General features: G+C 69.2%; 23 protein-coding genes and 1 pseudogene. 9 read left to right on the forward strand and 15 right to left on the reverse strand.

Going from position 1 to position 23,975, the window contains the following annotated elements; translation table 11 throughout:
- Nucleotides 1–81: 81 nt before the first annotated feature.
- Nucleotides 82–1,770, forward strand: a complete 1,689-nt coding sequence (locus ETD86_RS02655; protein WP_138664458.1) for a DEAD/DEAH box helicase — start codon at nt 82–84, stop codon at nt 1,768–1,770.
- Between the two features lie 88 nt (nt 1,771–1,858).
- Here ETD86_RS02655 and ETD86_RS02660 read toward each other — a convergent pair whose 3' ends face one another.
- From ETD86_RS02660 to ETD86_RS02690, 6 genes are all read right to left on the reverse strand, one after another.
- Nucleotides 1,859–2,014 carry a DUF305 domain-containing protein gene (locus ETD86_RS02660; RefSeq protein WP_138664459.1) on the reverse strand — a complete coding sequence of 52 codons (156 nt, stop codon included), beginning with the start codon at nt 2,012–2,014 and terminating at the stop codon, nt 1,859–1,861.
- A gap of 140 nt (nt 2,015–2,154) precedes the next feature.
- Nucleotides 2,155–2,928, reverse strand: coding sequence for an ABC transporter ATP-binding protein (locus ETD86_RS02665; protein ID WP_138664460.1), 774 nt, complete (start codon nt 2,926–2,928; stop codon nt 2,155–2,157).
- Nucleotides 2,925–3,986, reverse strand: a complete 1,062-nt coding sequence (locus tag ETD86_RS02670; protein ID WP_138664461.1) for a FecCD family ABC transporter permease — start codon at nt 3,984–3,986, stop codon at nt 2,925–2,927. The genes ETD86_RS02665 and ETD86_RS02670 overlap by 4 nt, the downstream gene beginning before the upstream one ends.
- Nucleotides 3,987–3,988: 2 nt before the next feature.
- Entirely contained in the window at nt 3,989–5,017 is a 1,029-nt protein-coding gene (locus ETD86_RS02675) for a FecCD family ABC transporter permease (protein WP_138664462.1), read from the reverse strand.
- A 9-nt stretch (nt 5,018–5,026) separates the two neighbouring features.
- Nucleotides 5,027–6,055, reverse strand: a complete 1,029-nt coding sequence (locus ETD86_RS02680) for an ABC transporter substrate-binding protein (RefSeq protein WP_170222838.1) — start codon at nt 6,053–6,055, stop codon at nt 5,027–5,029.
- Between the two features lie 146 nt (nt 6,056–6,201).
- Complete coding sequence (locus ETD86_RS02690; RefSeq protein ID WP_246147547.1) at nt 6,202–7,653, reverse strand: MDR family MFS transporter; 1,452 nt, start codon at nt 7,651–7,653, stop codon at nt 6,202–6,204.
- A gap of 693 nt (nt 7,654–8,346) precedes the next feature.
- Between ETD86_RS02690 and ETD86_RS02695 the strand changes: the two genes are divergently transcribed.
- The 8 genes from ETD86_RS02695 to ETD86_RS02730 all read left to right on the forward strand — a co-directional run bounded on the left by ETD86_RS02695 (nt 8,347) and on the right by ETD86_RS02730 (nt 15,742).
- On the forward strand, nt 8,347–9,273 hold the full coding sequence (locus ETD86_RS02695; protein ID WP_246147549.1) for an NrtA/SsuA/CpmA family ABC transporter substrate-binding protein: 927 nt from the start codon (nt 8,347–8,349) through the stop codon (nt 9,271–9,273).
- A gap of 146 nt (nt 9,274–9,419) precedes the next feature.
- Entirely contained in the window at nt 9,420–10,163 is a 744-nt protein-coding gene (locus tag ETD86_RS02700) for an ABC transporter permease (RefSeq protein ID WP_246147551.1), read from the forward strand.
- Nucleotides 10,164–10,176: 13 nt separating this feature from the next.
- A complete protein-coding gene (locus tag ETD86_RS02705) occupies nt 10,177–10,917 on the forward strand; it encodes an ABC transporter ATP-binding protein (RefSeq protein WP_138664466.1) in 741 nt (246 codons plus the stop codon).
- A gap of 60 nt (nt 10,918–10,977) precedes the next feature.
- Complete coding sequence (locus tag ETD86_RS02710) at nt 10,978–12,075, forward strand: ABC transporter substrate-binding protein (RefSeq protein WP_138664467.1); 1,098 nt, start codon at nt 10,978–10,980, stop codon at nt 12,073–12,075.
- Entirely contained in the window at nt 12,075–13,130 is a 1,056-nt protein-coding gene (locus ETD86_RS02715) for an LLM class flavin-dependent oxidoreductase (protein WP_138664468.1), read from the forward strand. Before ETD86_RS02710 ends, ETD86_RS02715 begins: the two co-directional genes overlap by 1 nt.
- The gene (locus tag ETD86_RS02720) at nt 13,120–14,292 is read left to right on the forward strand and encodes an LLM class flavin-dependent oxidoreductase (RefSeq protein ID WP_138664469.1); all 1,173 of its coding nucleotides are present in this window, start codon (nt 13,120–13,122) and stop codon (nt 14,290–14,292) included. Before ETD86_RS02715 ends, ETD86_RS02720 begins: the two co-directional genes overlap by 11 nt.
- Nucleotides 14,292–15,215, forward strand: a complete 924-nt coding sequence (locus ETD86_RS02725) for an ABC transporter substrate-binding protein (RefSeq protein WP_138664470.1) — start codon at nt 14,292–14,294, stop codon at nt 15,213–15,215. The genes ETD86_RS02720 and ETD86_RS02725 overlap by 1 nt, the downstream gene beginning before the upstream one ends.
- 200 nt (nt 15,216–15,415) lie before the next feature.
- Entirely contained in the window at nt 15,416–15,742 is a 327-nt protein-coding gene (locus tag ETD86_RS02730) for a four-helix bundle copper-binding protein (protein WP_484213957.1), read from the forward strand.
- 81 nt (nt 15,743–15,823) lie between these two features.
- Here ETD86_RS02730 and ETD86_RS02735 read toward each other — a convergent pair whose 3' ends face one another.
- The 9 genes and pseudogenes from ETD86_RS02735 to ETD86_RS02775 form a co-directional block, all read right to left on the reverse strand.
- Nucleotides 15,824–16,540, reverse strand: a complete 717-nt coding sequence (locus tag ETD86_RS02735) for a hypothetical protein (RefSeq protein WP_170222839.1) — start codon at nt 16,538–16,540, stop codon at nt 15,824–15,826.
- An 8-nt stretch (nt 16,541–16,548) separates the two neighbouring features.
- Nucleotides 16,549–17,118 carry an alpha/beta hydrolase gene (locus ETD86_RS58960; protein ID WP_281286862.1) on the reverse strand — a complete coding sequence of 190 codons (570 nt, stop codon included), beginning with the start codon at nt 17,116–17,118 and terminating at the stop codon, nt 16,549–16,551.
- Nucleotides 17,067–18,005, reverse strand: a complete 939-nt coding sequence (locus ETD86_RS02745) for an aldo/keto reductase (RefSeq protein WP_138664474.1) — start codon at nt 18,003–18,005, stop codon at nt 17,067–17,069. Before ETD86_RS02745 ends, ETD86_RS58960 begins: the two co-directional genes overlap by 52 nt.
- Before the next feature lie 15 nt (nt 18,006–18,020).
- Nucleotides 18,021–18,148, reverse strand: a pseudogene (locus ETD86_RS02750) (carbohydrate ABC transporter permease); the annotation flags it as partial.
- 143 nt (nt 18,149–18,291) lie between these two features.
- Nucleotides 18,292–19,584, reverse strand: coding sequence for an alpha-L-fucosidase (locus tag ETD86_RS02755; RefSeq protein ID WP_138664475.1), 1,293 nt, complete (start codon nt 19,582–19,584; stop codon nt 18,292–18,294).
- 78 nt (nt 19,585–19,662) lie between these two features.
- The gene (locus ETD86_RS02760; RefSeq protein WP_138664476.1) at nt 19,663–20,529 is read right to left on the reverse strand and encodes a carbohydrate ABC transporter permease; all 867 of its coding nucleotides are present in this window, start codon (nt 20,527–20,529) and stop codon (nt 19,663–19,665) included.
- Nucleotides 20,526–21,407, reverse strand: a complete 882-nt coding sequence (locus tag ETD86_RS02765; RefSeq protein WP_138664477.1) for a carbohydrate ABC transporter permease — start codon at nt 21,405–21,407, stop codon at nt 20,526–20,528. The genes ETD86_RS02760 and ETD86_RS02765 overlap by 4 nt, the downstream gene beginning before the upstream one ends.
- Nucleotides 21,404–22,651 (reverse strand): ABC transporter substrate-binding protein, encoded by a 1,248-nt coding sequence (locus ETD86_RS02770; RefSeq protein WP_170222841.1) that lies wholly within the window; start codon nt 22,649–22,651, stop codon nt 21,404–21,406. The genes ETD86_RS02765 and ETD86_RS02770 overlap by 4 nt, the downstream gene beginning before the upstream one ends.
- Before the next feature lies 1 nt (nt 22,652).
- Nucleotides 22,653–23,915 carry a Gfo/Idh/MocA family protein gene (locus tag ETD86_RS02775; protein WP_342779216.1) on the reverse strand — a complete coding sequence of 421 codons (1,263 nt, stop codon included), beginning with the start codon at nt 23,913–23,915 and terminating at the stop codon, nt 22,653–22,655.
- Between the last annotated feature and the right edge of the window lie 60 nt (nt 23,916–23,975).

A 23,975-nucleotide genomic window follows, 5' to 3' on the forward strand; every position in this document is an offset into this window, starting at 1 on the left:
GGGGGCAGGGGTTGGGTGCATCGAAGTCCTTCCCAGGAGATGACCGGCAGCAGAGGCGTGGAAGTTTGTGAGGAGTCGGCGATGACCATGAATGCAACCGGCGGCGAGGCGACCTTCGCCGATCTGGGGCTGCGATCTGAGCTCCTGGAGGTGCTGTCCGCTCTGGGCTATGAAGAGCCCACGCCGATCCAGAGAGAGGCGATCCCGCCGTTGGTGCAGGGGTCTGATCTGCTCGGGCAGGCGGCGACGGGCACGGGGAAGACCGCCGCGTTCGCGCTGCCCGTGCTGCAGCGTATGCCGCCCCCGGGTGGTGGCGCCGGGCCTGCGACGCTGGTGCTTGTGCCCACGCGTGAGCTGGCCATTCAGGTCTCGGAGGCGTTCCATCGGTATGGCCGGATATTGGGGACCCGCGTGTTGCCGATCTATGGCGGAGCCCCCATCGGCCGGCAGTTGCAGGCGCTCAAGCGCGGGGTGGACGTCGTGGTCGCGACACCGGGACGGGCCCTCGATCACATCGGCAGGGGGACGCTTGACCTGGAGGATCTGCGCACCGTCGTGCTGGACGAGGCGGACGAGATGCTCGACATGGGGTTCGCCGACGACATCGAGGAGATTCTCGCGGCGACTCCCGAGGATCGCCAGACCGTCCTGTTCTCCGCGACGCTTCCACCGCGCATCGATGGGATCGCCCGCCGTCACCTGAACGATCCGGTACGGATAGAGATGGGGCATGCGGCGGCAGAGGGGCGCGAGGCGACGCCATTGGTGGAGCAGAGCGCGTACCTGGTCGCCAGGGCGCACAAACCGGCAGCGCTCGGCCGCCTTCTTGACGTCGAGGCGCCGGCGGCCGCGATCGTCTTCTGCCGTACCCGTGACGAGGTCGACCAGCTCACGGAGACCATGAACGGGCGCGGCCACCGCGCCGAGGCGCTGCATGGTGGGATGGAGCAGGAGCAACGCGACCGGGTGATGTCACGGCTGCGGGCCGGGACGGCCGACTTGCTCATCGCGACCGACGTGGCCGCGCGAGGTCTCGACATCGAACAACTCACCCACGTCGTCAACTACAACGTCCCGTCCGCGCCCGAGGCGTACGTGCACCGCATCGGCAGGGTGGGCCGCGCCGGCCGCGAAGGGGCGGCTCTGACGCTGGTGGAGCCACGCGAGCACCGCATGCTCAAGGCGATAGAGCGGGTCACCAAACAGCGGATCCAGGTGGAGAGGCTGCCGACCGTCGCCGACCTGCAGGCGCGCCGGATGGAGCTGACCCGGGCCGCGCTGGAGGAATGCCTTATCCAGGAGGACCTCGAGCCGTTTCATGCGGTGGTCGAGTCGCTCACTGATGAGTTCGACCTCATGGAAGTGGCGCTCGCCGCCGTCAAGCTGGTGCACGAGTCCAGCGGGGCTGTGCTCGACGAGCAGGAGATTCCCGAGGTGGCCCCGCGCACCGCGGACAAGCGGCGCGGGGGGCGGGAGGCCCCGGACAGCGAGCGATACACTCGCGCGCCGGCGGGTGGAATGGTGCGCCTCTTCTTCAGTCTGGGGCGCAGCGCGGGAGTGCGGCCACAGGACTTGGTCGGCGCGATAGCCGGCGAGTCGAGCCTGAGCGGACGCGACATCGGCGCGATCGAGATCGCCGACAGGTTCTCGCTGGTGGAGGTGCCACAAGCCGCGGCCGACGAGGTGATCGCCGCCCTCCGGCGAAGCACGATCAAGGGCAGGAGGCCGACCGTCCGCCGCGAGCGCGACACGCGCGGCAGACGGACATGATGATGAGGTCGCCAGGTCGCGGCGCCTCTTCGCCCGGGCGGATCCGCTCAGGCCACACCCTTCCGGGAGGACCCATCCCGCGTCCTGTTCAGACGTCGGTGAGGAGTTGCCGCATGCGCGCGATCTCGATGCGCTGGTCGGAGTCGACGTGGGTGGCGAACTGGTCGATCTCCGGCTCTAGGCCGCCCTTCTCGGTGTAGAGCCGCTCCACCATCTGCAGCGCGCCGGTGTGGTGCTGGATCATGTACCGTTAGAAGAGCCGGTCGAACTTGTTCGCCCTTGGCCCCCCACCTTCGCCAAGACGCTCAACGACCTGGCCGGAGTGCTGCACCAGCGGCAGTACGACGCCATGAGGGAGCGCCCCCGCCAGGGGGCCCCTCGCGATCAGGTAGGCACCACCATCGGTGTGCCGGCGACCGGGTCGGGCACCACGACGCAGGCGAGGCCGAAGACTTTCTCGACCAACTCGGCGGTGACCACCTCGGTCGGCGCGCCTTCGGCGACGATGGCGCCTTCCGCCATCGCGATGACATGGTCACTGAAGCGGCAGGCGAGGTTGAGGTCGTGGAGGACGACCACGATCGTCTTGCCGGACTCCGCGTTCAGCTTTCGCAGCAGCCGCAGCAGCTCCACCTGGTGGTTGATGTCCAGGTAGGTCGTGGGTTCGTCGAGCAGCAGCAGGTCGGTGTCCTGGGCGAGCGCCATCGCCACCCAGACGCGCTGCCGCTGGCCGCCGGAGAGCTGCCGGAGCGGGCGGTTGACCAGGTCGGCGGTGCCGGTGGCGTCGAGGGCCCGGGTGACGGCGTCGTCGTCGCGTTCGGTCCACCGGCGGAACCACCCTTGGTGCGGGTAGCGGCCGCGGGCGACCAGGTCGGCGACGGTGATGCCGTCGGGCGCGAGGGGGGTCTGCGGCAGCAGCCCTAGTACTTTGGCCACCTCGTGGGTGCTCATCTCGGTCAACGCCTTGCCGTCGAGGTAGACGGCGCCGTGGCGGGGCTTGAGCAGCCGGGCCAGGCCGCGCAGCAGCGTGGACTTGCCGCACGCGTTGGCGCCCACGATCATGGTGATCTTGCCGTCCAGGACCTGGACGTCGAGGTTGGTCACGATCGCCTGGTCGTCGTAGCCGAGGGTCAGGCCCTCGGCGTGTAGCCGGGTCATCCGCCCGCTCCTTGCCGGTTCGTGGTGGCCAGCAGCCACAGCAGGTAGGGTGCGCCGACCGCGCCGGTCACCACGCCGGTGGGCAGCGCCGTCGGCAGCAGGTGGACGGCGATGAGGTCGGCGGTGAGCAGCAGCGCGGCGCCGACCAGCGCGGCCGGGATGATCCCGCCCGTGGCGGGGCCGAGCAGCCGGTTGGCGATCGGGCCGGCGACGAGCGCGACGAAGACGATGGGGCCGGCCACGGCGACGGCCAGGGCCGTCAGCACCACTGCCGTGGCAAGCAGGCCGGCGCGGCTGAGCTCGGTACGGATGCCCAGCGCCCGAGCGGTGTCGTCGCCGAGCTCGAGCGCTCGCAGCTGCCGCTGCAGGAGGACCGCGGTGGGCAGGAGGAGCAGCAGGGCGCCGAGGAGGAGCCGCAGTTCACTGGCGTCGGCCTGCCCGACGGAGCCGGTCAGCCAATGCATCGCCTGCCGGGCGTCGGACAGCTGAGCTCGGGTCAGCATGTAGCCGATCAGGCCGTCGAAGAAGAGCGTGGCTCCGATGCCGATGAGGATGAACCGGTAGCCGGCGACGCCGTCGCGCCAGGCGAGCACGTACATCAGGAGGGCGGCGGCGACGGCCCCGGCGAGGGCGAGCGCGCTCACGGCCACTCCGCTGACCTGCAGAAGCACGATCCCGGTGATGGCGGCGAGCCCGGCTCCGGAGTTGATGCCGACGAAGTCGGGGGACGCGAGAGGATTGCGCAGCAGCTGCTGGAAGATCGTCCCAGCGGCGCCGAGGGCGAGACCGACGGCCAGCGCGGACGCCGCGGTGGGCAGCCGCAACCCCCGGACGACGAAGTCGACGCTGGGGTCCTCGCGCAGTTGGAGCACCGAGGCGATGACCTCGCCCGCGCTGAGCTGAAAGCTGCCCACCATCATGGTGAGCACGAACAGCGCGCAGACGGCCACGGCCAGCGAGCACGTCACCACAAGCGAACGGCTGGTCCGGCGACGCCTGGTGGCGCGGAACGCGCCGGCGGTCGCGACCTGCGGCGCGACGGTCGTGGTCGTTTTCACGATCACACCTCCGACAGCCGGCCGTAGCGGACGATGCCGACGAACGCCGGCGCCCCGAGCACCCCGAGGACCACACCGACCTGCAGTTCGTCGGGGACGACCACCACCCGGCCGAGCACGTCGGCCAGCAGCAGCACGATGGGGGAGAGGAACATGGAGTACGGCAGGATCCACCGGTAGTCCGGGCCGCAGATGAACCGCGCGACGTGCGGTACGACCAGCCCGACGAAGACGATCGGTCCGCAGGCGGCGGTGGCGGCGCCGGCGAGCACCGCGACCACGCCGAACGCTGCCGCCCGGGTCCGGGTGACCTGCTGGCCGAGGCCGCGGGCCATGTCCTCACCGAGCGCGAGCCCGTTGAGCGCACGCCCGAAACCCAGCGAGGCGATCAGCCCGACGATGAGGAACGGTGCGACCCCGGTCAGGACCGGGGCGTACCGCCCGGCCAGCGACCCCACCTGCCAGAACCGCAGCTCGTTGAGCGTTTCCACATTGGTCATCACGATCCCGGTGGTCACCGAAGCCAGTCCTGCGGTGACGGCCACGCCGGCCAGGGCCAGCTTGATCGGGGTGGCGCCCTCCCGGCCGAGTGACGCGATCGCGTACACCAGCACGAGCGCCGCGATCGCCCCGGCGAAGGCGAACCAGACGTAGACACCCGCGCCGCGCACGCCGAGCACCGTGACGGCGAAGACCACGAAGACGGCCGCGCCTGAGTTGATGCCCATGATCCCCGCGTCGGCCAGGGGGTTGCGGGTGACGCCCTGCAGGATGGCGCCGGCCACGCCGAGGGCGGCGCCCACCAGGATGCCGAGCAGTGTGCGGGGCACACGTAGCTCCAGCGTCACCGTGCTGTTGATCGACCCGTCGGTGTCCAGGTTGCCCAAGGCGCGCAGCACCTCCGGCAGGCCGATCGAGCGCGAGCCCAGGGTGACGCTGAGAAAGGCGACCAGGGCCAGTAACACGCACAGCACGGCGAGCCCCGGACCGAGGGCTGAGGCTCTGCGTGCGAGATTGTTCGAGCTGCTCATCAGCGTTGATCAGTCGCCGATGTTCGGGTCCGCGGCCTTGACGGCCGCGGTGAGCTTGTCCAGCTCGGTGGCGAAGTGGCCGTACGTGTGCAGCCAGTACGCCGGCCACGACACGACCGCCCCCGCCTTGGCCGCCTTGATCTTGAACCAGGTGGGCTGCTTCTTACCCCAATCCGCATTGGAGGTGGGCTTGAAGCTACGGCCGTCGAAAAGGATCAGGTCGGGCTGGTACTTGTCGGCGTTCTCCCAGCTCAGGTTCTCCCAGTACGGGAAGCCGGGGTCCGGCGTGTCCGGGTTGATCACCTTCATTCCCCAGCGCTGGAAGTCCAGCAGTTCGGGCGCGTACTCGGGGTTGGCCACGTACACCTTGTCGTCCGCGGGCGACATCGCGGCCACCGTGAGGCCCGACTTGGCCGCGACCGCCTCCTTGAACGTGGCGACCGCCGCTTCGAAGCGTTTCTTGTTCGCGGCGATCTCCGGGGAGTCGACGGCGGCGCCCAGGCTCTTGGCGAGGTCCTCATACCCCTTGGCCAGGTCGACGATCGACTTGCCCTGGGAGACACCCACCACCGGGGCCAGCTCGGCGAGCTTCTTGCTCTTCTCGTCGACACCTTCCTCCAGGCCGCTGTGCGCCTTCTCCGCAGGCCACCAGTCGCCGACGATCAGGTCCGGCCGCAGGGCCGCGGCCTTCTCCACATCGATCTTGCCCCACTCCTGGCCCAGGATCTCGATGCCGGTCAGGTCGAGATCCTTCAGGTTCGCGTCGGTCTTGACCGATTCGTCGGCGTAGATGCCGACCGGCTTGATGCCGAAGGACATCAAGGCGGCCGCCTCGCCCGCGTGCGCGATGATCCGCGTCGGAGTCTTGTCCGCTTTGACGACCTTGCCGGACCCGTCGGTGAACGACCAGGGGCCGGCGGGTGCGGCGGAGGCTGCGCCGGAGGCCGCGGTGGTAGTGCCGGAGGTGTCTGCGGAGCCGCAACCGGCGAGCACAACGCTCAGGGCGGTGAGTACCAGGGCCGGACGCCATGCGCGCATGGTGGAGCTTCCATTCTCGTGTTCGGTGAGCCACCAAAAAGGTCAGCAGTTAGGAAAGGCTAACCATAGTTTTGGCGTTTGGCTAGCAGAGCGTGATCAAGCTCACCCGGCCCGGCCCCCGCTTCCCCCCCGTCACGTCGGCTTCATCAACCGGTTTCCTGGAGCTCGCCCGCGTTGTCCGCATGGGCCGGCAGGAGCAGGGCGGTGATGACCACGGCCACGGACAGCACCGCGCCGATGATGAAGGCCAGCCGCATGCCGTCGAGGTTGGCGAGCACCTCGGTGACTCCCGCGGATTTCAGGGCATCGGCTCGCGCGCTCATCACAGTGATCACGAGTGCGGTGCCGAAGGCCGCGGCGACCTGCTGCAGCGTGCTCAGGATCGAGCTGCCGTGGGAGTAGAGCCGCGGGGGAACCGCTCCGAGCCCGAGGGTGAAGACCGGGGTGAAGGTCGCGGCCAGGCTCACCATGAGCAGCGCGTGCAGACCGAGGATCTGCCAGTACGGCATGGTCATCGAGACCTGGGTGAAGCCGGCCAGGGCGAACATGATCCCGATCGCACCGGGGATGACCAGAACCCGGCCGCCGAACTTGTCGAACAGGCGGCCGACGGTCGGACCGAGCAGCCCCATCGCCAGGCCGCCCGGCATCACGAGGAGCCCGGTCTCCAGGGCGCTGAGATGGCGGACGTTCTGCAGGTACAACGGCAGCAGGATCATCGAGCCGAGCATCGCCATGAAGGACACCGACATCAGGATCAGCGCGACCGTGTAGGTGCGGTGGCGCAGGGTGCGCAGGTCCATCAGCGGCGCGCCGCGCCTCTGCAACGACAGCTGGCGGAAGACGAAGACGGCGATGGTGGCCAGCCCGGCCGCCACGATCGCGGCGGCGACGCGGACGTCGCCGCCCTCGAACTGGCTGAGCCCGTAGACCAGGCCGCCGAAGCCGGCGGCGGCGGTCAGGACGCTGAACCAGTCGATGGTGCTGAACTGGGGCACGCCGACGTTCTCGAGCTGCTTCAGGCCGCGCCAAGCGATCACGGCGGCGATGGGGAGCACCACGGCGAACAGCAGGCGCCAGGACCCGAACTGGAGGATCACCCCCGAGACCGCCGGGCCCATTGCCGGCGCGACCGAGATGGCCAGCGTGACGTTGCCCATCACCCGGCCCCGGTCCGCCTCGGGCACCACCTGCATCAGCGTGGTCATCAGCAGCGGCATCATCACGGCCGTCCCGGACGCCTGGATGATGCGGGCGCCCAGCAGCATCTCGAACGACGGCGCGACGATGGCCAGCGCCGTGCCGAGCAGGAACAAACCCATCGCGGTGGCGTACGCGCGGCGAGTGGACACCCGCTGCAGGAACCACCCGGTGATCGGGATGACCGCGGCCATGGTCAGCATGAAGGCGGTCGAGAGCCATTGCGCGGTCTGCTCGGTGATGTTCAGCGAGCTCATCAACCGTGGGATCGCATTGATCATGATCGTCTCGTTGAGGATGACCACGAATGTGGCGAGCACCAGCAGCCGGATCACGGCCGGGGTGCGACCTGCAACGGCCGCGGACTTGGCGGGTGAGTCGAGCTGTGGGCTGGTCACGGCACCTCGATCAGGGTTGTCGGACATGACATGGTCATGGCTGGCGTGCCAGCCTCCGGTCTCAGAAGAAGTTGTGGTCATGCACAGAATGACCGGCACCACCGACAAAACTCATCGACCCCGGCGCAACCTTGCAGCACGTGATGCGAAATGTCACCCGGTTTTCACCGGCGGCGGATGACGATCTCCAGGTCGTGCACAGGAGCACCGGATTGTCAGCGGGTCTCACTTCAGGGAACGGCTCCGGCCACGGGGATCGTGTCGTCGGGACGGGTGATCGGCGCCATCCAGCCATCCCACATGGCGAGACGTGCTTGACTTCTGTATTACCTACTTGAAATATAGGTAATGTGCCGAATATGACCCTGACCGCCCGGCGCGCGATCGACTTCATGTACGTGGACAGCAGCCTCTGTTAGTGCGCGGTGATCCCTCGCGCGCATCGCCGCGCTGGAGACGTCTCCGGTCGCCCAGATCAAGGGCATCTCATCGTGTCCCGGTGGCCGCACGCCGCCGGTTTCGCCTGTCGCCTCATCCCACTGTTAGGGGCTCGTCATCATCATGTGGAAATCTCGTCGGCGCCGGCATGTCCCGGTCCTGGCCTTGGCCGTCTCGCTCTTCGGCCTGACCGCCGCCTGCGGCACATCGTCCGCTGCCGGGGGCGTATCCTCGTCCTCCGGCGGGACGGGAGCGGTGCTCAAGTTGCAGGATCCGGGCAACGCCGGGCCTCTCGCCTACGCCAAACGTGAGGGCATCCTGGAGAAACGGCTCACGGCGGTCGGCGCGGCTGTCGAGTGGGGCGGCTCCTATGCCTCCTTCACCGCGACCATCGACGCGGTGCGCTCGGGATCGGTGAACGTCCTCGCGGGCGCCATCTCGCCCGCCGTCGGTTACTTGGCCAACAGCCCGAACATCAAGATCTTCTCGGTCACCGACCCGATCACGGATCCGGCCGCGCCGCAGACCGATGGGCTGGTGGTACGGCCCGACAGCCCGATCAAGTCCGTGAAGGACCTGGCCGGCAAGCAGGTCGCGGTGAACAAGGGCGGCAAGGGCGAGTATCTTCTGCTGCTCGCCCTGGAGCAGGCCGGGGTCCCGGTCGACCAGGTCGAGCGCGTCTACCTCAACCCCGACCAGGGGGCCGCGGCCTTCGCGACGGGCAAGGTGGACGCCTGGTGGGCGATCGTCAAGGCCTACCCCGAGGCAGTGGCCAAGGGCGCCCGGGTGATCGTGCATGGACGCGATCTGGCCGACAAGGACCTGGGCATCAGCGCCGCGCGCAACGAACTGCTCGAACAACATCCTGAGGCGGTCCACGTCTATCTCCAGGTCCTGCAGGAGTTGACCGAGCAGGCCAAGAAGACGCCGGAGAAGTTCGAGAACGTCTTCCTCGATCAGGGACCGACAGCGGTGAGCGGCGCGCGACTGGCGCACAACCTCGCCACGGCCACGTACGCCAACGTCCCTCGCTACGTCACCAAGGACGACGGCGCCAACATCCAGCAGGTGGCCGACCTGTTCCGCGAGTACGGCGTGGTGTCCGCGGCCATCGACCCGGCGAACGTTCTCTTCGACCTGAAGGCGGCAGCGGGGTCACCGTCGCCGGCTTCGGCCGGGTGACGGCCATGACCATGGAGCAAGTGCACAAGCCAGTTGACACAGAAGGACGGCCGGACCTTGGACCTCCGCCCGCTGCCGCTGCCTCTGGCCTGGAGATCCCCAGGCATCTCGGCAGCAGGCGTCGCGCCCCGGTGCTGTCGGCCGGCGTGCGTATCGGCGTACCGCTGCTGCTGCTGATCGCCTGGTGGTACGGGTCGAGCAGCGGACGCATCCCACCGGACGTGCTGGCCGCGCCGTCCTCCGTCCTCGGCGCCTTGAGGGAGCTGATCGCGACCGGCCAGCTCACCGACTACCTGCTCGCCTCCGCGCACCGGGCCGGGCTGGGCGTGCTCGTCGGCGCCGGGATCGGCCTGCTGCTCGGGGTAGCCGCCGGGATCTCGGCGCTGGGTGAGGAACTGGTCGATCCGACCATGCAGATGATGCGGGCTGTTCCGTTTCTCGCCCTCGTCCCGCTGTTCATCTCCTGGTTCGGGGTCGGCGAGACGTTCAAAATCGTGTTGATCGCGGTGTCGGCGGCCATCCCGATGTACACCTACACCTACCTCGGCGTCAGGAACGTAGACCGCAAGGTCGTCGAGGCGGCGCGTGGCTTCGGCCTGCGCGGTCACCGGCTGGCGCTCGGTGTCATCATTCCGAGCGCGCTGCCCAACATCCTCATGGCCATGCGCATCTGCCTGTCGGTCTCGCTCACCGGACTGATCGCGGCCGAGCAGATCGGAGCGACCGAGGGTATCGGCTACCTGGTCACGCTGGCCCAGCAGTACTTCCGGATCGACTACATGGTGCTCTGCATCCTCATCTACGCCGGCCTCGGACTGATCTTCGACGGTGCGATCCGGCTGGTGGAGCGCCTGGCCATGCCCTGGCGCCGACACGTGGTCGCCCGATGAGCGGGAGGTCGCGATGACCGAGCCGACGATCGGCGAGCAGCACGCCGACGACGACCTGGCCGTACAGATCAGCGGGCTGCACAAGGCCTTCGGGGCGAAGACCGTGTTGTCCGGGGTCGACCTGGAGATCCGCAGGGGCGAGTTCTTCGCCCTCCTCGGCCCGAGCGGCACCGGCAAGACCACCCTCCTCCGCATCCTGGCGGGCCTGGAAGTGCCCGACGCCGGCACCGTGCTGGCGGCCCGCCGCCGTACGACGGTCTACCAGGAACCCCGGCTCATCCCGGCCAGAAAGGTGCTCGCCAACGTCACCCTCGGACTCCCGGCCGCCGCGCGGGACCCGGGGCGCCGGGCTCTGGCCGAGGTCGGGCTGGACGGATACGGCGGGGCCTGGCCGGCGACCCTCTCCGGCGGAGAGGCGCAGCGGGTGGCACTCGCCAGAGCCCTGGTCCGCGATCCGGAGGTGCTCCTGCTCGACGAGCCGTTCGCCGCGCTCGACGCGCTCACCCGGCTCCAGATGCAGGAGTTGGTCGCGGAGCTCTGCGAGCGGCACCGTCCGGCGGTCGTCCTCGTCACGCACGACGTGGATGAGGCCGTACGGCTGGCGGACCGGGTCGCGGTGTTGCGGGAGGGGACGCTCGCCGTCGACCAGACGATCGACCTGCCGCACCCGCGGGACCGCAACAGCCCTTCGTTCGTCGACCACCGCCGGCTGTTCCTGAGCCACCTGGGCGTCGTCCCGGCCGCCTCTCATTAGTCCCCCCGACCGTCGTTCCCGGATTCACTTGCTTCGCTTCGACGTAGACGTAGGAGTCTCATGTCATCCATAGACAAGATCTGGTACACCCGCTGCCCTGTCCCCACCGCCAGCGGCCTCGCACACCGCCAGGGCTGGCTGGCCGAGGAGTTCCGGGTGGCCGGACTGGACGTCGGCATCCTTCAGGACGTGGGACCGGAGCTGGCCGAGCACCATTTCGATCACCGGCTTCTGGGGCTGTTCAGGGAGGGCGGCAACGTGCCCGCGCTGGCGGCCCGGTCGGCGGGCGCCCCGACGCGGCTGATCGGACTGACCTGGATCGAGGAGTGGCAGTCCATCCTGGTCCGGGCCGGCTCCGGCATCAGCGGCGCCGCGGACCTGGCCGGTGCGCGGGTCGCGCTACCCGCGTGGGCCGAGACCCGGGCCACGAGTTTCCCCCGCGCCATGGCCCTGCACGGGATCAAGGGCGCGCTGTCGCAGGGCGGGCTCACCCTCGACGACGTCACGTTCGTGGAGGTGACCGCGCAGTTCAGCCCGTCGGTCGGCCGGGACGCGGCGGCCCGAACGTTCTCCTGGCCGGGCATCGCCGAGCTGGCCCGCGGCGAGGTGGACGCCGTGTACGCCAAGGGGGCGCGAGCCGCGGAGCAGGCCAAGGAGATCGGTGCTGTCGTAGCCGTCGACCTGGATGCGTACCCCGACCGCCGTACCAGGGTGAACAACGGCACCCCCAGGCCGATCACGGTGCACGAACGGCTCCTGGACGAGCACCCCGATCTGGTCATCGGATTCCTGACCCAGACGCTGCGCGCGGCCGACTGGGCGCGGGACAACCTCGACCGGGTACGCGAGATCCTCGCCGGCGAGACGCGGTCCGGGGCGGACGCCGTCGCCACCGCCTACCGGGGCGACTTCCACCACTCGCTCCACCCCGACCTCTCGCCGGAGCGGCTGGACCTGCTGCGCATCCAGAAGGACTTCCTGCTGGTGCATGGCTTCCTCGACGCTGACGTGGACCTCGGCGCGTGGGTCGCCCCCGGACCACTCGCATCGGCCCGCGAGCGTCTCGACGCCTCGGCGGCGCAGAGCGGTCAGCGTGGCCTGGGACAGAGCGACTCCTCGGCCGCGGCGCCGGTCCGGACCGCAGGGGCGGTGGCGTGATGGCGGCGTACCCGGACTTCCTGGTCACGGTGCCGACCCAGGGCGACGGGCGGGACCCGCTGCGGCGGGACCGAGGGGAGTGGCGACCACGCCGCCCCCTGCCGCCGTTCGTCACCGATCTGCGGCCCGGCGCCTTCGGCCCGTTCGACCACCTCGCCCAGATCGGCCGGGCCGCGGAGACGGCGGCGATCGGCGGAGCGTTGGTGCCGTTCGATCCCGCCGGTGAGGAGTCCTTGGTGGTCGCCGCCGGCCTGCTCCGACAGAGCCGTCACCTGCGTGTCGTGGCCGGGTTCCACCCCGGGGTCGCCGCACCCGTTTACGCGGCCAAGTTCTCCGCCTCCCTCCAGCGGTTCACCGACAACCGGCTCGGCTGGCAACTCGACGTCGACCTCGACCCGGCCGTCGCACGATCGCAGGGGGACTTCCTTCGCGGCGCGGACCGATACGCGCGGGCCGAGGAGTTCCTCACCGTGGCCAAGGGCGTGTGGCACGAGGAGGGCTACACGTACGAGGGTCGCTTCTACCAGGTGCTCGCGGGTGGCTTCCAGGCGCCGAACTCGGGCCTGCCGTTCCCTCGCGTCTACCTGACCGGCACCTCGCCGGAGGCGCTGGCGCTCTCGGCCCGCCACGCCGACGTGCACCTGTTCACCGCGGACCAGGACGTCGAGACCGGCGTCGGCGAGCTGGCCGCACAGTCGGCGCGGGAAGGGCGTCCCGTCGAGTACGGCCTGCGGCTTCCCGTCCTGGCACGGGATGACGACGACGAGGCGTGGGCGGAGGCCCGGCGGTTGTGGGACCTCGCCGGCGGCGCGGGGGAGGGCTTGCCGGACCCGGACCCGCGTACCCGCCTGTGGGGAGGGTTCGACCGGATCGCCGGTTCCGGCCCGTTCGGCCTGGTCGGCTCGTACGAAACCGTCGCAGCCGGACTCCGCGGCTACCTCGACCGGGGTGTCACCTCCTTCGTCCTGGACGCGCGGCCGCACATCGAGGAGACCTACCGGCTGGGTGAGCGGCTGCTGCCGCTGTTCGCCAAGGAGATCGAGCATGCCCATTGACATCTACTGGCGGATCGGAACCCACGGTGACCAGCAGTCGTTGCGGCGCCGGGTGTCCAGCCGAGGGGAGTGGGCGCCGGTAGTGCCGGGCAGCCTCGCTCCAGGGGTGCGCAACGGCCGCCGCGACGGGTACTCGTACGTCGAGCACATGGCCGATGTCGCCAGAGCCTCGGAAAGCTCCGGGTTCGTCGGCGGCCTGCTGCCGTCGTTCCCCTTCACCGACGATCCGTGGGCCGCGGCCGCGGCCCTGGCCCGCGAGACCACCACCTACCGTTTCATGATCGCCTACCAGCCGGGATTCCTCCATCCGGTGCAGGCGGCTCGGATGTCGGCGAGCCTGCAGCGGGCGACCGGCGGGCGGGTGGTCTACAACATCATCTCGGGCGGTGGCGGTCCCGCCCAGCTGTGGTGGGGTGACCGGGTCGACCACGATGACCGGTACGCCCGTACCTCGGAGTTCCTCGACGTGCTCAAGGGCGTGTGGAGTGGTGGCCCGTTTGATTACCAGGGCCGCTTCTACCAGGTCGAGGGAGCGGGTCTGCCCGAGCCGCTCGCGCGGCAGCCCTTCCCGGAGATCTACTTCTCCGGCTCGTCCAAGGCCGCGATCGAGGCGGCGGGCCGGCACGCTGACTACTACCTGTCGTGGCTGGAGCCCTTCCCCGCGTTGGCGGCCAAGTTCGCCCAGGTTCGCGAGCACAGCACCGCGATCGGGCGGGCACCGAAGTTCGCCGTACGCGTCGACGTGCTCGCCCGCGAGACCGAGCAGGCGGCATGGGACGAGATCCGGCGCGGCTGGGCACACGTCGACCCGGCGGCGCTGCGCGGCGCGGACGGCGACTCCGTCGGGTGGCTGCGCAGCCAGTCGTTCGTCTCCTGGCCGGTGCGCGACTACCGGGAACTGGAGGTGTCGCCCAACGTCTGGGGCGGCTTCCACCTGCTCCGCGGCGGTCCGGCGTTCGGACTCGTCGGCAGCTACCAGCAGGTCGCCGAGCGGCTCGACGAGCTGATCGGCATCGGCGTCGACGCCTTCATCCTCGCCGGCGTGCCACACCTCGAAGAGGCGTACCGCGTCGGCGAAGAGGTGCTTCCGCTGCTCCGCGGCCACGAGATCCGCCGGCACTCCTCGCTGTCCCCGATATCGGCAACGAAAGGTTCCATCTGATGAGCGTTCGCGTCGGTTACTTCCCCAGCAACAACTCACTCTGGGTGCTGCGGCACCGGGGCATCCTGGAGCGTTCCCTGCCCGATGTGGAGTGGGTGGACCTGCGCAGCCTCCCGCAGGGTGGCCGTCCCGCCCCGACCGAGGGGCTCCCCACCGTGCACGGTGACCGGCTTTTCGACGGCGGCTACGACTTCATCGGCACCGGCTCCACGCCCCCGGTCACCGCACAGGGCAAGGGGCACGACATCGTGTACGTGGCGATCTCCGGCTCGCGTCATGAGAACGGCCGGCTGGTCGTACACGAGGACTCCCCGATCAAGACGCCGGCGGACCTCAAGGGCAAGCGGGTCGCGCTCGGGCATGGCTCCTGGCAGACCACACTCCTGCTGTTCGCCCTCGACCGGGCAGGGCTGACGTGGAAGGACATCGAGCCGGTCGACGCGTACGGGAACGCCGCCCAGCTGTTCCTGGACCGCGCAGTGGACGCATGGGTCGGTTCGTACCCGGCCCTCACCCGCGTCGAGCAGGAAGCCACCACCCGGGACCTCGTCGCCACGGACGGACTGTTCAGCCACCGCTCGCTCTGGTTCACCCGCCGCGACTTCGCCGAGCAACATCCCGGAGAGCTCGCCGCCATTGTCGCCGCTCTGCAGGAGTCCGACGCCTGGATCCAGCAGAACCACCGGGCCGCGGCGGAGTTGTTCGCCGCGGAGGACGCCGATCACGGGGACGTCGACGCCTGGGAGCATGCCCTGCGCCACCGTCCGTTCGGGCTGCACCCCGTCACTGAGGACTTCGTCGCCGAGCAGCAGCGCGCGGCAGATCTCTTCCACGCCAGCGGCCTGATCGACCGGAAGATCACCGTAGCCGAGGCCGTGCTCCCCGAGATCGCCCGGCTGGTGGAGGCGGCTCGGGTTCCGTAAGGCACGGGTGGCGTACCAGGCACCCGGTCGCGCCGGCGTCCGGGTGCTCAACGAACGTGTCAACATACGCCAAAGCTTCCGGCCTTTGCAGTCCCTTCTGTCCGCATTGGGGTATCCGACCACAAGACCCGCGGCCCGGCACGGGAGCGGTCGTCGACACGGGAGGAACAATGCGAACTGAAGGACAGCTGAGTCCTGAGATGCAGCGATGCATCGACGCATGCATGGAGAGTCACAGCTCCTGCGAGCAGACCATGAGCTACTGCCTGAAGCAGGGCGGCCGGCATGTCGACATGGCGATGATGGGCGCGCTCATGGACTGTTCCGACATCACCCGCCTGTGCGCGGACATGATGATGCGCCAGTCCCCGATGGCGATGGACATGGCCCGGATGTGTGCCCAGGTCGCCGGCAAGTGCGCCGAGGCGTGCATGACCATGAGCGACGACGCGACGATGATGCGCTGTGCCGAGAAGTGCAAGGCCTGCGCCGACGCGTGCAAGGCCATGGCGGCCATGCCGGCCTGAGAGGCCCGCAAAACCGAGTCGCGGGCGGTGAGGTGAACCGCTCCGGCCCGGGGGGGCGGAGCCGGGCGACCGCGTTGCCGCCTACCCGGCCTTCTCGTCCAGGACGGCCTGTCCTGTTGACAGCTGTTCGATGAAGGTTCGTACGGCCTCTTTTCCGCCGTTCATCCCTGCCCGCCGGCTCACCTGGCAGGCGGCTTCGGCATACAGCCGGGGATCCGCTGACGCCGCCCGCAGCCAGTCGTCGAGCGTGGCCGGGAGGGGCCGGCGGGAGTCGAGCAGGCAGCGGTCGCCGGTGCGGGCCAGGTATCGGGGATCGTCGCTGACCAGGACGGCGAGGCCCTCGTCGAACCACTGCGGGACCTCGGTGCCGCCGAGGCGGGCGTGGAGCTCCACGTGGGTCAGTTCGTGCGAGGCGATCACGGGGTCGACGCCGCGCGGGGACAACATCACCGAACGGTTGAGTACGGCGATGCCGCGCTCACGGCCGCCGCCGATCCTGCGGTAGCAGTCCTCGGACAGGCACACGAGGATGTCCGGAGAGGTCTTCCGTCCTCCGAAGAAGTCGCGTACCCGCTTGTTGGCCTGCTCGACGACCTCGGTCACGTGCCGGCGTCGGTCTTGCGGCAGGCCGGGTTCGGCGTACAGACCGGGCTGGAGCCGCTCCAGGCCGTAACAGCCGGGGCAGGTGGTGGCCGCGACGGACGGGAAGACGATCGCGGTCAGCGCCGCGGCGGCGGTGAGGAGGACCGCGGTGACGGCGCCCGCGATCCACCAGCGTCTCCCGCGACGGCTTGCCACCCGTCGGCTCATGGGCACGTGGTCCCCCGGGGCGGCAGCCGGCGCTCGGTGACGTATCTGCTGACGTGGTCGATGACGCAGGGGTTGGCCATCGCGCCGAAGAGGTTGTGGCCCGGACCGTCGTGTTCGATCGTGCGGCTGCCGGGGATCTGCTCGACCACGCGGCGGGTGGAGTCATGGTCCTGCCAGGTTCCCGCGCCCAGGAGCGGCGGCAGCGTACGGGGCATGGGCGTGGGTGGGTTGGTCACCGGGGCCGGCCAGCCGGCGCAGGTGAGCGGCAGGTGCCAGGCGAGGGCGAAGGAGGCACCGGTGTTGGGGGCGATGGCGCGCAGCCGCGTGACCGTACGCGCGACGTCCCGCTGGGCGGCGGGGCGCGAGAAGTCCAGGCACTCCTTGTACCCGCCGCGCCTACGCCTCCCGGCTGGTGAAGACGACCGGGCCCTCGTTCGTGACCGGCCCGGCGTTGTTGAGTCCCAGAGGGCTGCCCACCTCGGCGTGACGGCGGCGGAGGGCAGGTGTGCCGGGATCAGTCGTCGATGGTGGAGGGCGGCCTGCCCAGCGCGTCCAGTGCGGTCCAGAAGTCGTCGGGAATCGAGGTCCGGCGCAGGTCCTCGAGCTGCGTGATCCGTTCCGGCCGGCTGACGCCGACCACCGTGGAGTGGATCAGCGGGCAGCGCAGTGAGAAGTGCAACGCCGCGGCGGCCAGCTCGATCGACCACGCGTGGCACAGCTCGCGGGCACGATCGACCCAGGCCAGCAGCTCCGCCGACGCCTCGCGGTAGGCGTAGCGGGTGCCGCGGCCGGCGAGCAGTCCGCCCCCGAACGGAGCAGCGTTGAAGACGCCCATGTCACGCGCCGCCGCATCGGCCATCAGCTCCTCGGCGCGCCGGTCGACCAGGGTGTAGCGGTTGTGCGTGAGCAGGACGTCGAAGGCGCCGCTGGTCACGTACCGGGTCATCAGCTGGATCTCCCCGGCGGCGATCCCGATGGCGCCGACCAGCCGTTGCTCGCGAAGCTCGATCATGCCCTGCACCGCCCCTCCGCGCGCGAAGGCCTCCTCGACGGTGATCGTGTACGGATCGTGCAGGTGCAGCAGCGGCAGCGTCTCCAGCCCGAGCCGCGCCGTCGTCTCCTCGAAGGACCGCCAGACGCGATCCCGGTCGAAGCGCCCGGTCTCGGGGTCGGCGTCGGCCTTGGACACGATGTGGCGTCCCGCCGGCAGCCCGAACGCCCCGATGGCCTGCCCGAGGGCGGCCTCACTGCGGCCTTGGGCGTACGCGTTGGAGGTGTCGATGACCGCGTACGGCGATGAGAGCAGCGTCCGCGCGAGCTCCACGGACTCCGGCGCAGGAGAGCCGTTGGGCTGGGCAGGGTTACCGAGCGTCGAGGTGCCCAGACTGATCGTGCTCACGGGAAGACCGGTTCCGCCGAGCGGGCGCACGTGGGGGTCGCCAGAGAGGGTCATGGTGGTTCGTCCTTGCTACTTCAGCCCCGTGGTGGCGATCCCCTTGACGAGGCGACGCTGACCGGCGAGGAACACGATGAAGACGGGAATCAACGTGACGATGGACATGGCGGACATCGACCCCATGATGCCCCACTCGTCGCAGATCGCGAGCGAGCGGGCCGACCGGGTGGGGCGGCGGATCGACGCCGCGGTCCGTGAGGAGCTGACCTCCCGGGTGCTGGCGCTGCCTACCCTGGATCGGGTGGAGGACGTCGCCGTCCAGGATGAGCTGACGACCAGGCCTTCATGGCTCGGGTGGAGGCGCCGGGGGCATGGTGAGGGAAAGGGCGAAGGCATGGGCGGCGCGATGCCCTTCGGGCAGCCGCACGGTGACGGCGCCGTCACCGGCGCTCCAGCTCAGCGGGCCGGGGTGGCCGAGCAGCCGAACGGTCTGTGGCGGGTACGCCACAGGAACGCTGACCTGGTCGAGGTCGGTGCGCAGGCCGATCGCGTAGAGGGTGTCCGCACGACGGGTGAAGACGAGGTCGTCGCACTCGTACGGCTCACACGGGCGGGTGCCGTAGAGGGCTTCACCGTGGACGTCGAGCCAGGCCCCGATCTCGGTGAGCCGCTCGTGGACGGCGTCGGGCAGCGCGCCGGTGTGGTCGGGGCCGATGCCGAGCAGGAGGTTCCCGCCGCGGGCCACGATGCGGCACAGCGTGTGGACGATCTCGGCCGCGGATTTGTAGGTTTCGCCGGGGCCGAAGGTGTACCAGTACGGGCCGAGCGTCAGGCAGCTTTCCCAGGGGAAGGGCTGGAGCCGCTCCGGCACGGTCTGCTCGGGCGTGTGGTAATCCTCGTGGGGGCCGTGCACCGCCCGGTCCACGACGAGGATGCCGGGCTGCAGCTCGCGGGCGCGGGCGGCCAGCCGGGGCATGTCCAGGTCCTCGTGGGGCGGCTTGACCCAGCCCGCGTCCAGCCAGAGCACGTCGACGGGGCCGTAGCCGGACAGCAGCTCCTCGATCTGGCCGTGGGCGAACTCGCCGAACCGCTGCCACCTGACGGGATCGGCGTGGTTGGCGTGCCGGTCGGGCGTGGGCAATCCCGGCGCCCAGTAGTCGGGGTGGTGCCAGTCGGCCTTGGAGAAGTAGACGCCCACGCCCATGCCGCGCGCGCGGAAGGCGTCGAACACCTCACGGGCGACGTCCCGGCCGAGCGGGGTATTGGTGGACTTGTAGTCCGACAACTTCGTGTCGTACATGGCGAAGCCGTCGTGGTGCTTCGTGGTGAACACCACATAGCGCATCCCGGCCGCCGCGCACGCCTCGGCCCACCTGTCCGGATCGAACGCGGGCGCGTCGAAGCCCTCGGGGAGCCGCTCGTAGAAGGCGCGGTAACCTTCCGGGTCGTCGCGCCACTCCGGCGGGGCCTGGCACCACGACTCGTCCTCCTGGCACAGGGTCCAGCTCTCGAACACCCCCAGCCTGCTGTACGGCCCCCAGTGGATGATCACGCCGAACTTCTGGTCGGTCCACCACTTCAGCTTGGCCAGCACGGCCGGATCACTGGGCCACACGTAGTCACCCACGTCACTCATGTCGTCTCCTTCCCTTGCCTTGCCCCAGCCGGCAGGTGACACGGCGAGCGGCGTCCCTCCACAGCGGTGATCGGCGGGTCATCTGCTGATTCCGGCGGTCATGCCGTCGACGATGCGGCGGCCCAGCCAGACGTAGAGCACGATCATGGGATAGACCAAGATCACGATACCCGCGAACATGCCACCCCAGTCGGAGCTGTACTGCATGCTGCTGTACAGACCGAGGAGCGCGGCGGGCAGGTTACGTTCCTCGGGGAGGGGGGTGATCAGCAGGGCCAGCAGGGTCTCGTTCCACAGGCCCATGACGTTGAGCACCAGCACGGTGGTCAGGCCCGGTCTGGCCACGGGCACGATGACCTGAACGAACGCGCGGAGCGGACCGGCGCCGTCGATCTCTGCCGCCTCCTCGATCTCGTGCGGCAGCGAGCGCATGTACCCGGTGAGCACGAACACCGCGAAGGGCACCGACAGCGCCACCTGGAAGATCAGCAAGGTGATGCGGTTGTCCCACCAGCCGGTGACCCAGTCCTCCATGAACGTGTAGACCGACAGCTTGATCACCACGATCGGCACCAGGATCGTCTGGAGCGGGATGCTCAGCCCCATCGCGAAATAGCTGATCGTGGGGGCGGCGACGCGCCGGCTCGAGCGGGCCAGCACATAGGCGGCGGGGGCGGAGATCGCCACGATCAACCCGGCGCCGAACACCGTCAGCAGCACGCTGTTCAAGGCCGCGGCGGAGAATTCGGCCGCCTGCCACGCCGAGCTGAAGTTGTCCCATCGCGGGGTCTCCGGCAGCGCGAACGGATGCAGCCACACGTCCCCCGAGTCCTTCAGCGACTGGATGCCCACCCACCCGACCAGGGCGAGGTTGAAGACCACCCAGACCCACAGCGCGACCGCCGTCACCCTGGGCAGCAGGATGTCCCCGATCAGACGTCTCATGACAGCTCCACTCGATCACGCCTGGTGATACGCCGGGTCAGCACGATCAGTACGGCCGTCACGAGAAGCGTCATCACGCCCATGGCCGCCGCGCTTCCGAGCTCCGGCAGGCCAGAGCCTTTCACCACGATGTACTGCTGCACCGCGATCGTGCGGGCGGGGATCGGCGGCGCGGCAGCGGTGCCCGCGGTGGTGAAGGCCAGCACGATGTCGAAGATCTTCAGGCTGTTGACCACCCAGAGTACGGCGGAGACCGCGAAGACGTCCCAGGTCAACGGCAGCGTGATGTGCCGGAACTGCTCCCATTTGGTGGCCCCGATGAGCTGGGCGTCCTCATACACGTGCGCCGGGATGGCATCAGCGGCCGACATCATCAGCGCGACGTAGAAGCCGGTGCTCGACCAGACCAGCCCACCCACGATGCAGCGGAAGACCATCTCGGGGCCGAGCCAGGGCTGCGGGTCCAGGCCGAACCACTCGAGCACGGTGTTGAGCGCGCCCTCAGGGTTGAGCAGGAAGCCCACAGCCGCGCCGATCGCGATGATCGAGATGACCAACGGCAGGAAGACGACGGACCTGATGAACGCCCGCCCCTTGAGCTGCCTGAGCACGACCATGGACAGGAAGGTGAAGCCGAAGATCAGGGCCCCGCCGGCGATCGCCATCACGAAGGTGTTGGTGAAGGCCGTGGCGAAGACCTCGTTGTGCAGCAGCGCCACGTAGTTGTCCAGCCCGCGCCAGGTCATCTCCGAGCCGGGTCCCGACCATCTGGTGAGACTGACCCAGAACCCGAACAGCGAGGGCGCGACGAACAGCAGGGTGTAGACCAGGAGCGCGGGCAGCAGGAAGGGCCAGAAGGCCCGCTCGTAGGTTTTCACCCGTTCGCCAGGTGGTCGGCCGTCCGCTTCTTGCCCTCGCGGATGAACGTGGCCGCGTCGATCTTGCCCGAGATGAGCTTGTCGCTCAGAGGCAGGAACATATCGCCCCACCAGGTCTTGTCGGCGCCCGCGTAGTCGTAGGACAGGTGTGTCTCCTTGGCCTCCAGCACCGCCTTCTGCACGTCCGCCATGTGCGCGGGCGCGGGCACGTCGCCGCGCGAGGGGATGTTCAGCGCCACGGTGGAGAACTGCTCCATGTACTTCTTCTGCAGTGCGAAGGCCAGGAACTTCTTGGCCGTGGCGACGTTCTTGCCCTTGGCGTTGACGGCCCAGCCGAGGGTGCCCACTTCGATGGACTTCTTACCGCCCGCGGGGACCTGGAACGAGGCGACCTTGAAGCCGGGAGTCAGCTGGGGCTGGACCTCGCTGGCCAGCCAGGTGCCGTTGATGTTCAGGTCGTATGTGCCCTGCGCCCAGGCGTTCTGCGCGGCGGGGAACTTGGTCGCCATGAAGTCCCGCTGGAGGTAACCACCCTTGGCGAGCTGCTCGACCTTCTCCGCCGCGTCGAGCACTTGGGGCTTGTCCCAGTTGGCGGGGTCTTTGGCCAGCTCGGCGAGGCTCCCCGCGCCGTTGGCGCCCACCAGCAGGCTGTAGAACCAGAAGACGTTGTAGAAGGCGATGGTGCCGTCCTGGCCGATCGGGGTACGGCCGGCCTTCTTGGACTCGTCGAGGAAGGCGATGAACTCCTCCCAGGTCTGCGGGTTCAGCCCGGGGTGCTCGGCCGCGTTGTACCAGACGGCGGTCGAGATGATCGTGTGCGGAAGATAGGCCAGGCCGTTCTTGCCGGAGGAGGCCCGCCGTACCGGCTCGGGGAGCACATCCTTGACCGTCTTGCCCTCACCGGGAACCTGCGCGGCCTCCACGTCGCCCAGCGGGCTGATCAGGTTCTGGGCGGTCAGGGTCTCGATGTCGCCGGTGGTGGTGTCGAACAGGTCGGGGCCCTGGCCGGAGGCCATCTCGGCGTTGAGGTTCTCGTTGCCGGTGCGGCCGACGAACTTCAGGTCGACCTTGGCCCCGGTCTCCTTGGCGAAATCGTCGAAAAGCGTCTTAATGATCTTCGCTTGCGGTTCCGCCGCGCCCCAGGAGGAGCGGTAGGACAGGGATTCCTGGGCGGCGGTCTCACCGCTGTTCTTCTTGCCGCAGGCGGCCAGGCCGAGGGCGCCGATCAGGAGGACAGCCGTCAATTTACGCATGGTGGGGGGCCTTTCCTATCGAGACGACGGTGCGGGTGTGCCTGGCCTGTTCCGCGGCCCAGACCACCCGGTGGGTGGCGAGGCTGGCTTGTGCGGTGGTCGGGACCAGGGCCGGGTCATTGTCACGGACGGCGGCGACGAACGCCTCCAGCAGCGCCCCGTCACCGCCTCCGTGCCCTGAGGCCGCCGAGGCGTCCGATCCGGCGAGGGCGTCGATCACCGCTACCTCATCGGTGAGGAAGTCGTGGACGCGGAGCGTCTCGCCGTCACACTCGATCGAGCCGTGTGTGCCGAAGATCCGGGTCTTTCTGTGCTCGAGCGCGCTGAACGCGGTCATGGTGCAGGTGGCGCTCGTGCCGTCGGCGAACTCCATGATCACCACCTGGCTGTCGACCACGTCGTTGTCGCAGGCGTAGACGCATCTGCCGTACGGACCCACGCGCAGGGCCGTGAGCACTCCCTCCTCGGTGAAGTCGCGGGTGATCGCGCCAAGCGGCCAGAAGTGCCGGTTCGGATCGGCGAGGCACTCCATGTACAACTGCTTGGCCGAGTAGGGGCAGGTGGCTTCCACCGAGCAGTCCAGGCATCGGTCGGCAGCCCGCGCGGGCTTGTTCTCCTCGGTGAAGTGGACCAGATTGCCGAAGGAGGAGACTCGCTCGGGCACTTCGCCCTTGATGTGCACGATCCAGTCGAGATCATGACACGCCTTGGCGAGTAACATCGGGGCCGACTCGGCCTCGTTTCGCCAGTTCCCCCGCACGAAGGAGTGTGCCTGGTGCCACCAGCCGACCTGCTCCAAGTGCTGGATGTTCATGATCTGCCCGATCCGGCCCTCGTCGAGGAGCTCCTTGAGCCTGACGGTGTACGGCGCGTAGCGCATCACATGGCAGACCGCCAGGATCACGCCGTTGCGGTCGGCGGCCTCGGCGATGGCCGCGGCGTCCTTCTCCGTTGGCGCCATCGGCTTCTCCAGCAGGATGTGGTAACCCAGCTCGGCCGCGCGTACGGCGGGCTGGAGGTGCAGACGGTCCTGCGTGGCCACGATCACCGCGTCGGCCAGCCGCTCACCGGCCAGCAGGTCCCGCCAGTCGGCGAAGGCGCGCTCGGCCGGGATGCCGTGCTCGGTCGCGAAGTCCGCCCGCCTGTCCTGGTCGGGCTCGGCGACGGCCACGACCTCGGCGAGCCCGCCTTCGCGCGCCAGTCTGGCGTAGCCGAGGCCACGCAGGCCCGCTCCGATCACGGCAAGAGTGACCATCAACATCCCCTACGAGTTGCACATTATTAATGAAGGATGTTTTTATTTGTGCAGGGCAGT

The organism is Nonomuraea turkmeniaca, assembly GCF_005889735.1.
Lineage (GTDB): Bacteria > Actinomycetota > Actinomycetes > Streptosporangiales > Streptosporangiaceae > Nonomuraea > Nonomuraea turkmeniaca.

What these genes read in the sequence shown, in the direction of transcription:
- ETD86_RS02655 (WP_138664458.1), top strand. Translation starts at nt 82, where the DNA reads ATGACCATGAATGCAACCGGCGGCGAGGCGACCTTCGCCGATCTGGGG.
- ETD86_RS02660 (WP_138664459.1), bottom strand. Translation starts at nt 2,014, where the DNA reads ATGATCCAGCACCACACCGGCGCGCTGCAGATGGTGGAGCGGCTCTAC.
- ETD86_RS02665 (WP_138664460.1), bottom strand. Translation starts at nt 2,928, where the DNA reads ATGACCCGGCTACACGCCGAGGGCCTGACCCTCGGCTACGACGACCAG.
- ETD86_RS02675 (WP_138664462.1), bottom strand. Translation starts at nt 5,017, where the DNA reads ATGAGCAGCTCGAACAATCTCGCACGCAGAGCCTCAGCCCTCGGTCCG.
- ETD86_RS02680 (WP_170222838.1), bottom strand. Translation starts at nt 6,055, where the DNA reads ATGCGCGCATGGCGTCCGGCCCTGGTACTCACCGCCCTGAGCGTTGTG.
- ETD86_RS02705 (WP_138664466.1), top strand. Translation starts at nt 10,177, where the DNA reads ATGACCGAGCCGACGATCGGCGAGCAGCACGCCGACGACGACCTGGCC.
- ETD86_RS02710 (WP_138664467.1), top strand. Translation starts at nt 10,978, where the DNA reads ATGTCATCCATAGACAAGATCTGGTACACCCGCTGCCCTGTCCCCACC.
- ETD86_RS02715 (WP_138664468.1), top strand. Translation starts at nt 12,075, where the DNA reads ATGGCGGCGTACCCGGACTTCCTGGTCACGGTGCCGACCCAGGGCGAC.
- ETD86_RS02720 (WP_138664469.1), top strand. Translation starts at nt 13,120, where the DNA reads ATGCCCATTGACATCTACTGGCGGATCGGAACCCACGGTGACCAGCAG.
- ETD86_RS02725 (WP_138664470.1), top strand. Translation starts at nt 14,292, where the DNA reads ATGAGCGTTCGCGTCGGTTACTTCCCCAGCAACAACTCACTCTGGGTG.
- ETD86_RS02730 (WP_484213957.1), top strand. Translation starts at nt 15,416, where the DNA reads ATGCAGCGATGCATCGACGCATGCATGGAGAGTCACAGCTCCTGCGAG.
- ETD86_RS02745 (WP_138664474.1), bottom strand. Translation starts at nt 18,005, where the DNA reads ATGACCCTCTCTGGCGACCCCCACGTGCGCCCGCTCGGCGGAACCGGT.
- ETD86_RS02755 (WP_138664475.1), bottom strand. Translation starts at nt 19,584, where the DNA reads ATGAGTGACGTGGGTGACTACGTGTGGCCCAGTGATCCGGCCGTGCTG.
- ETD86_RS02760 (WP_138664476.1), bottom strand. Translation starts at nt 20,529, where the DNA reads ATGAGACGTCTGATCGGGGACATCCTGCTGCCCAGGGTGACGGCGGTC.
- ETD86_RS02775 (WP_342779216.1), bottom strand. Translation starts at nt 23,915, where the DNA reads ATGGTCACTCTTGCCGTGATCGGAGCGGGCCTGCGTGGCCTCGGCTAC.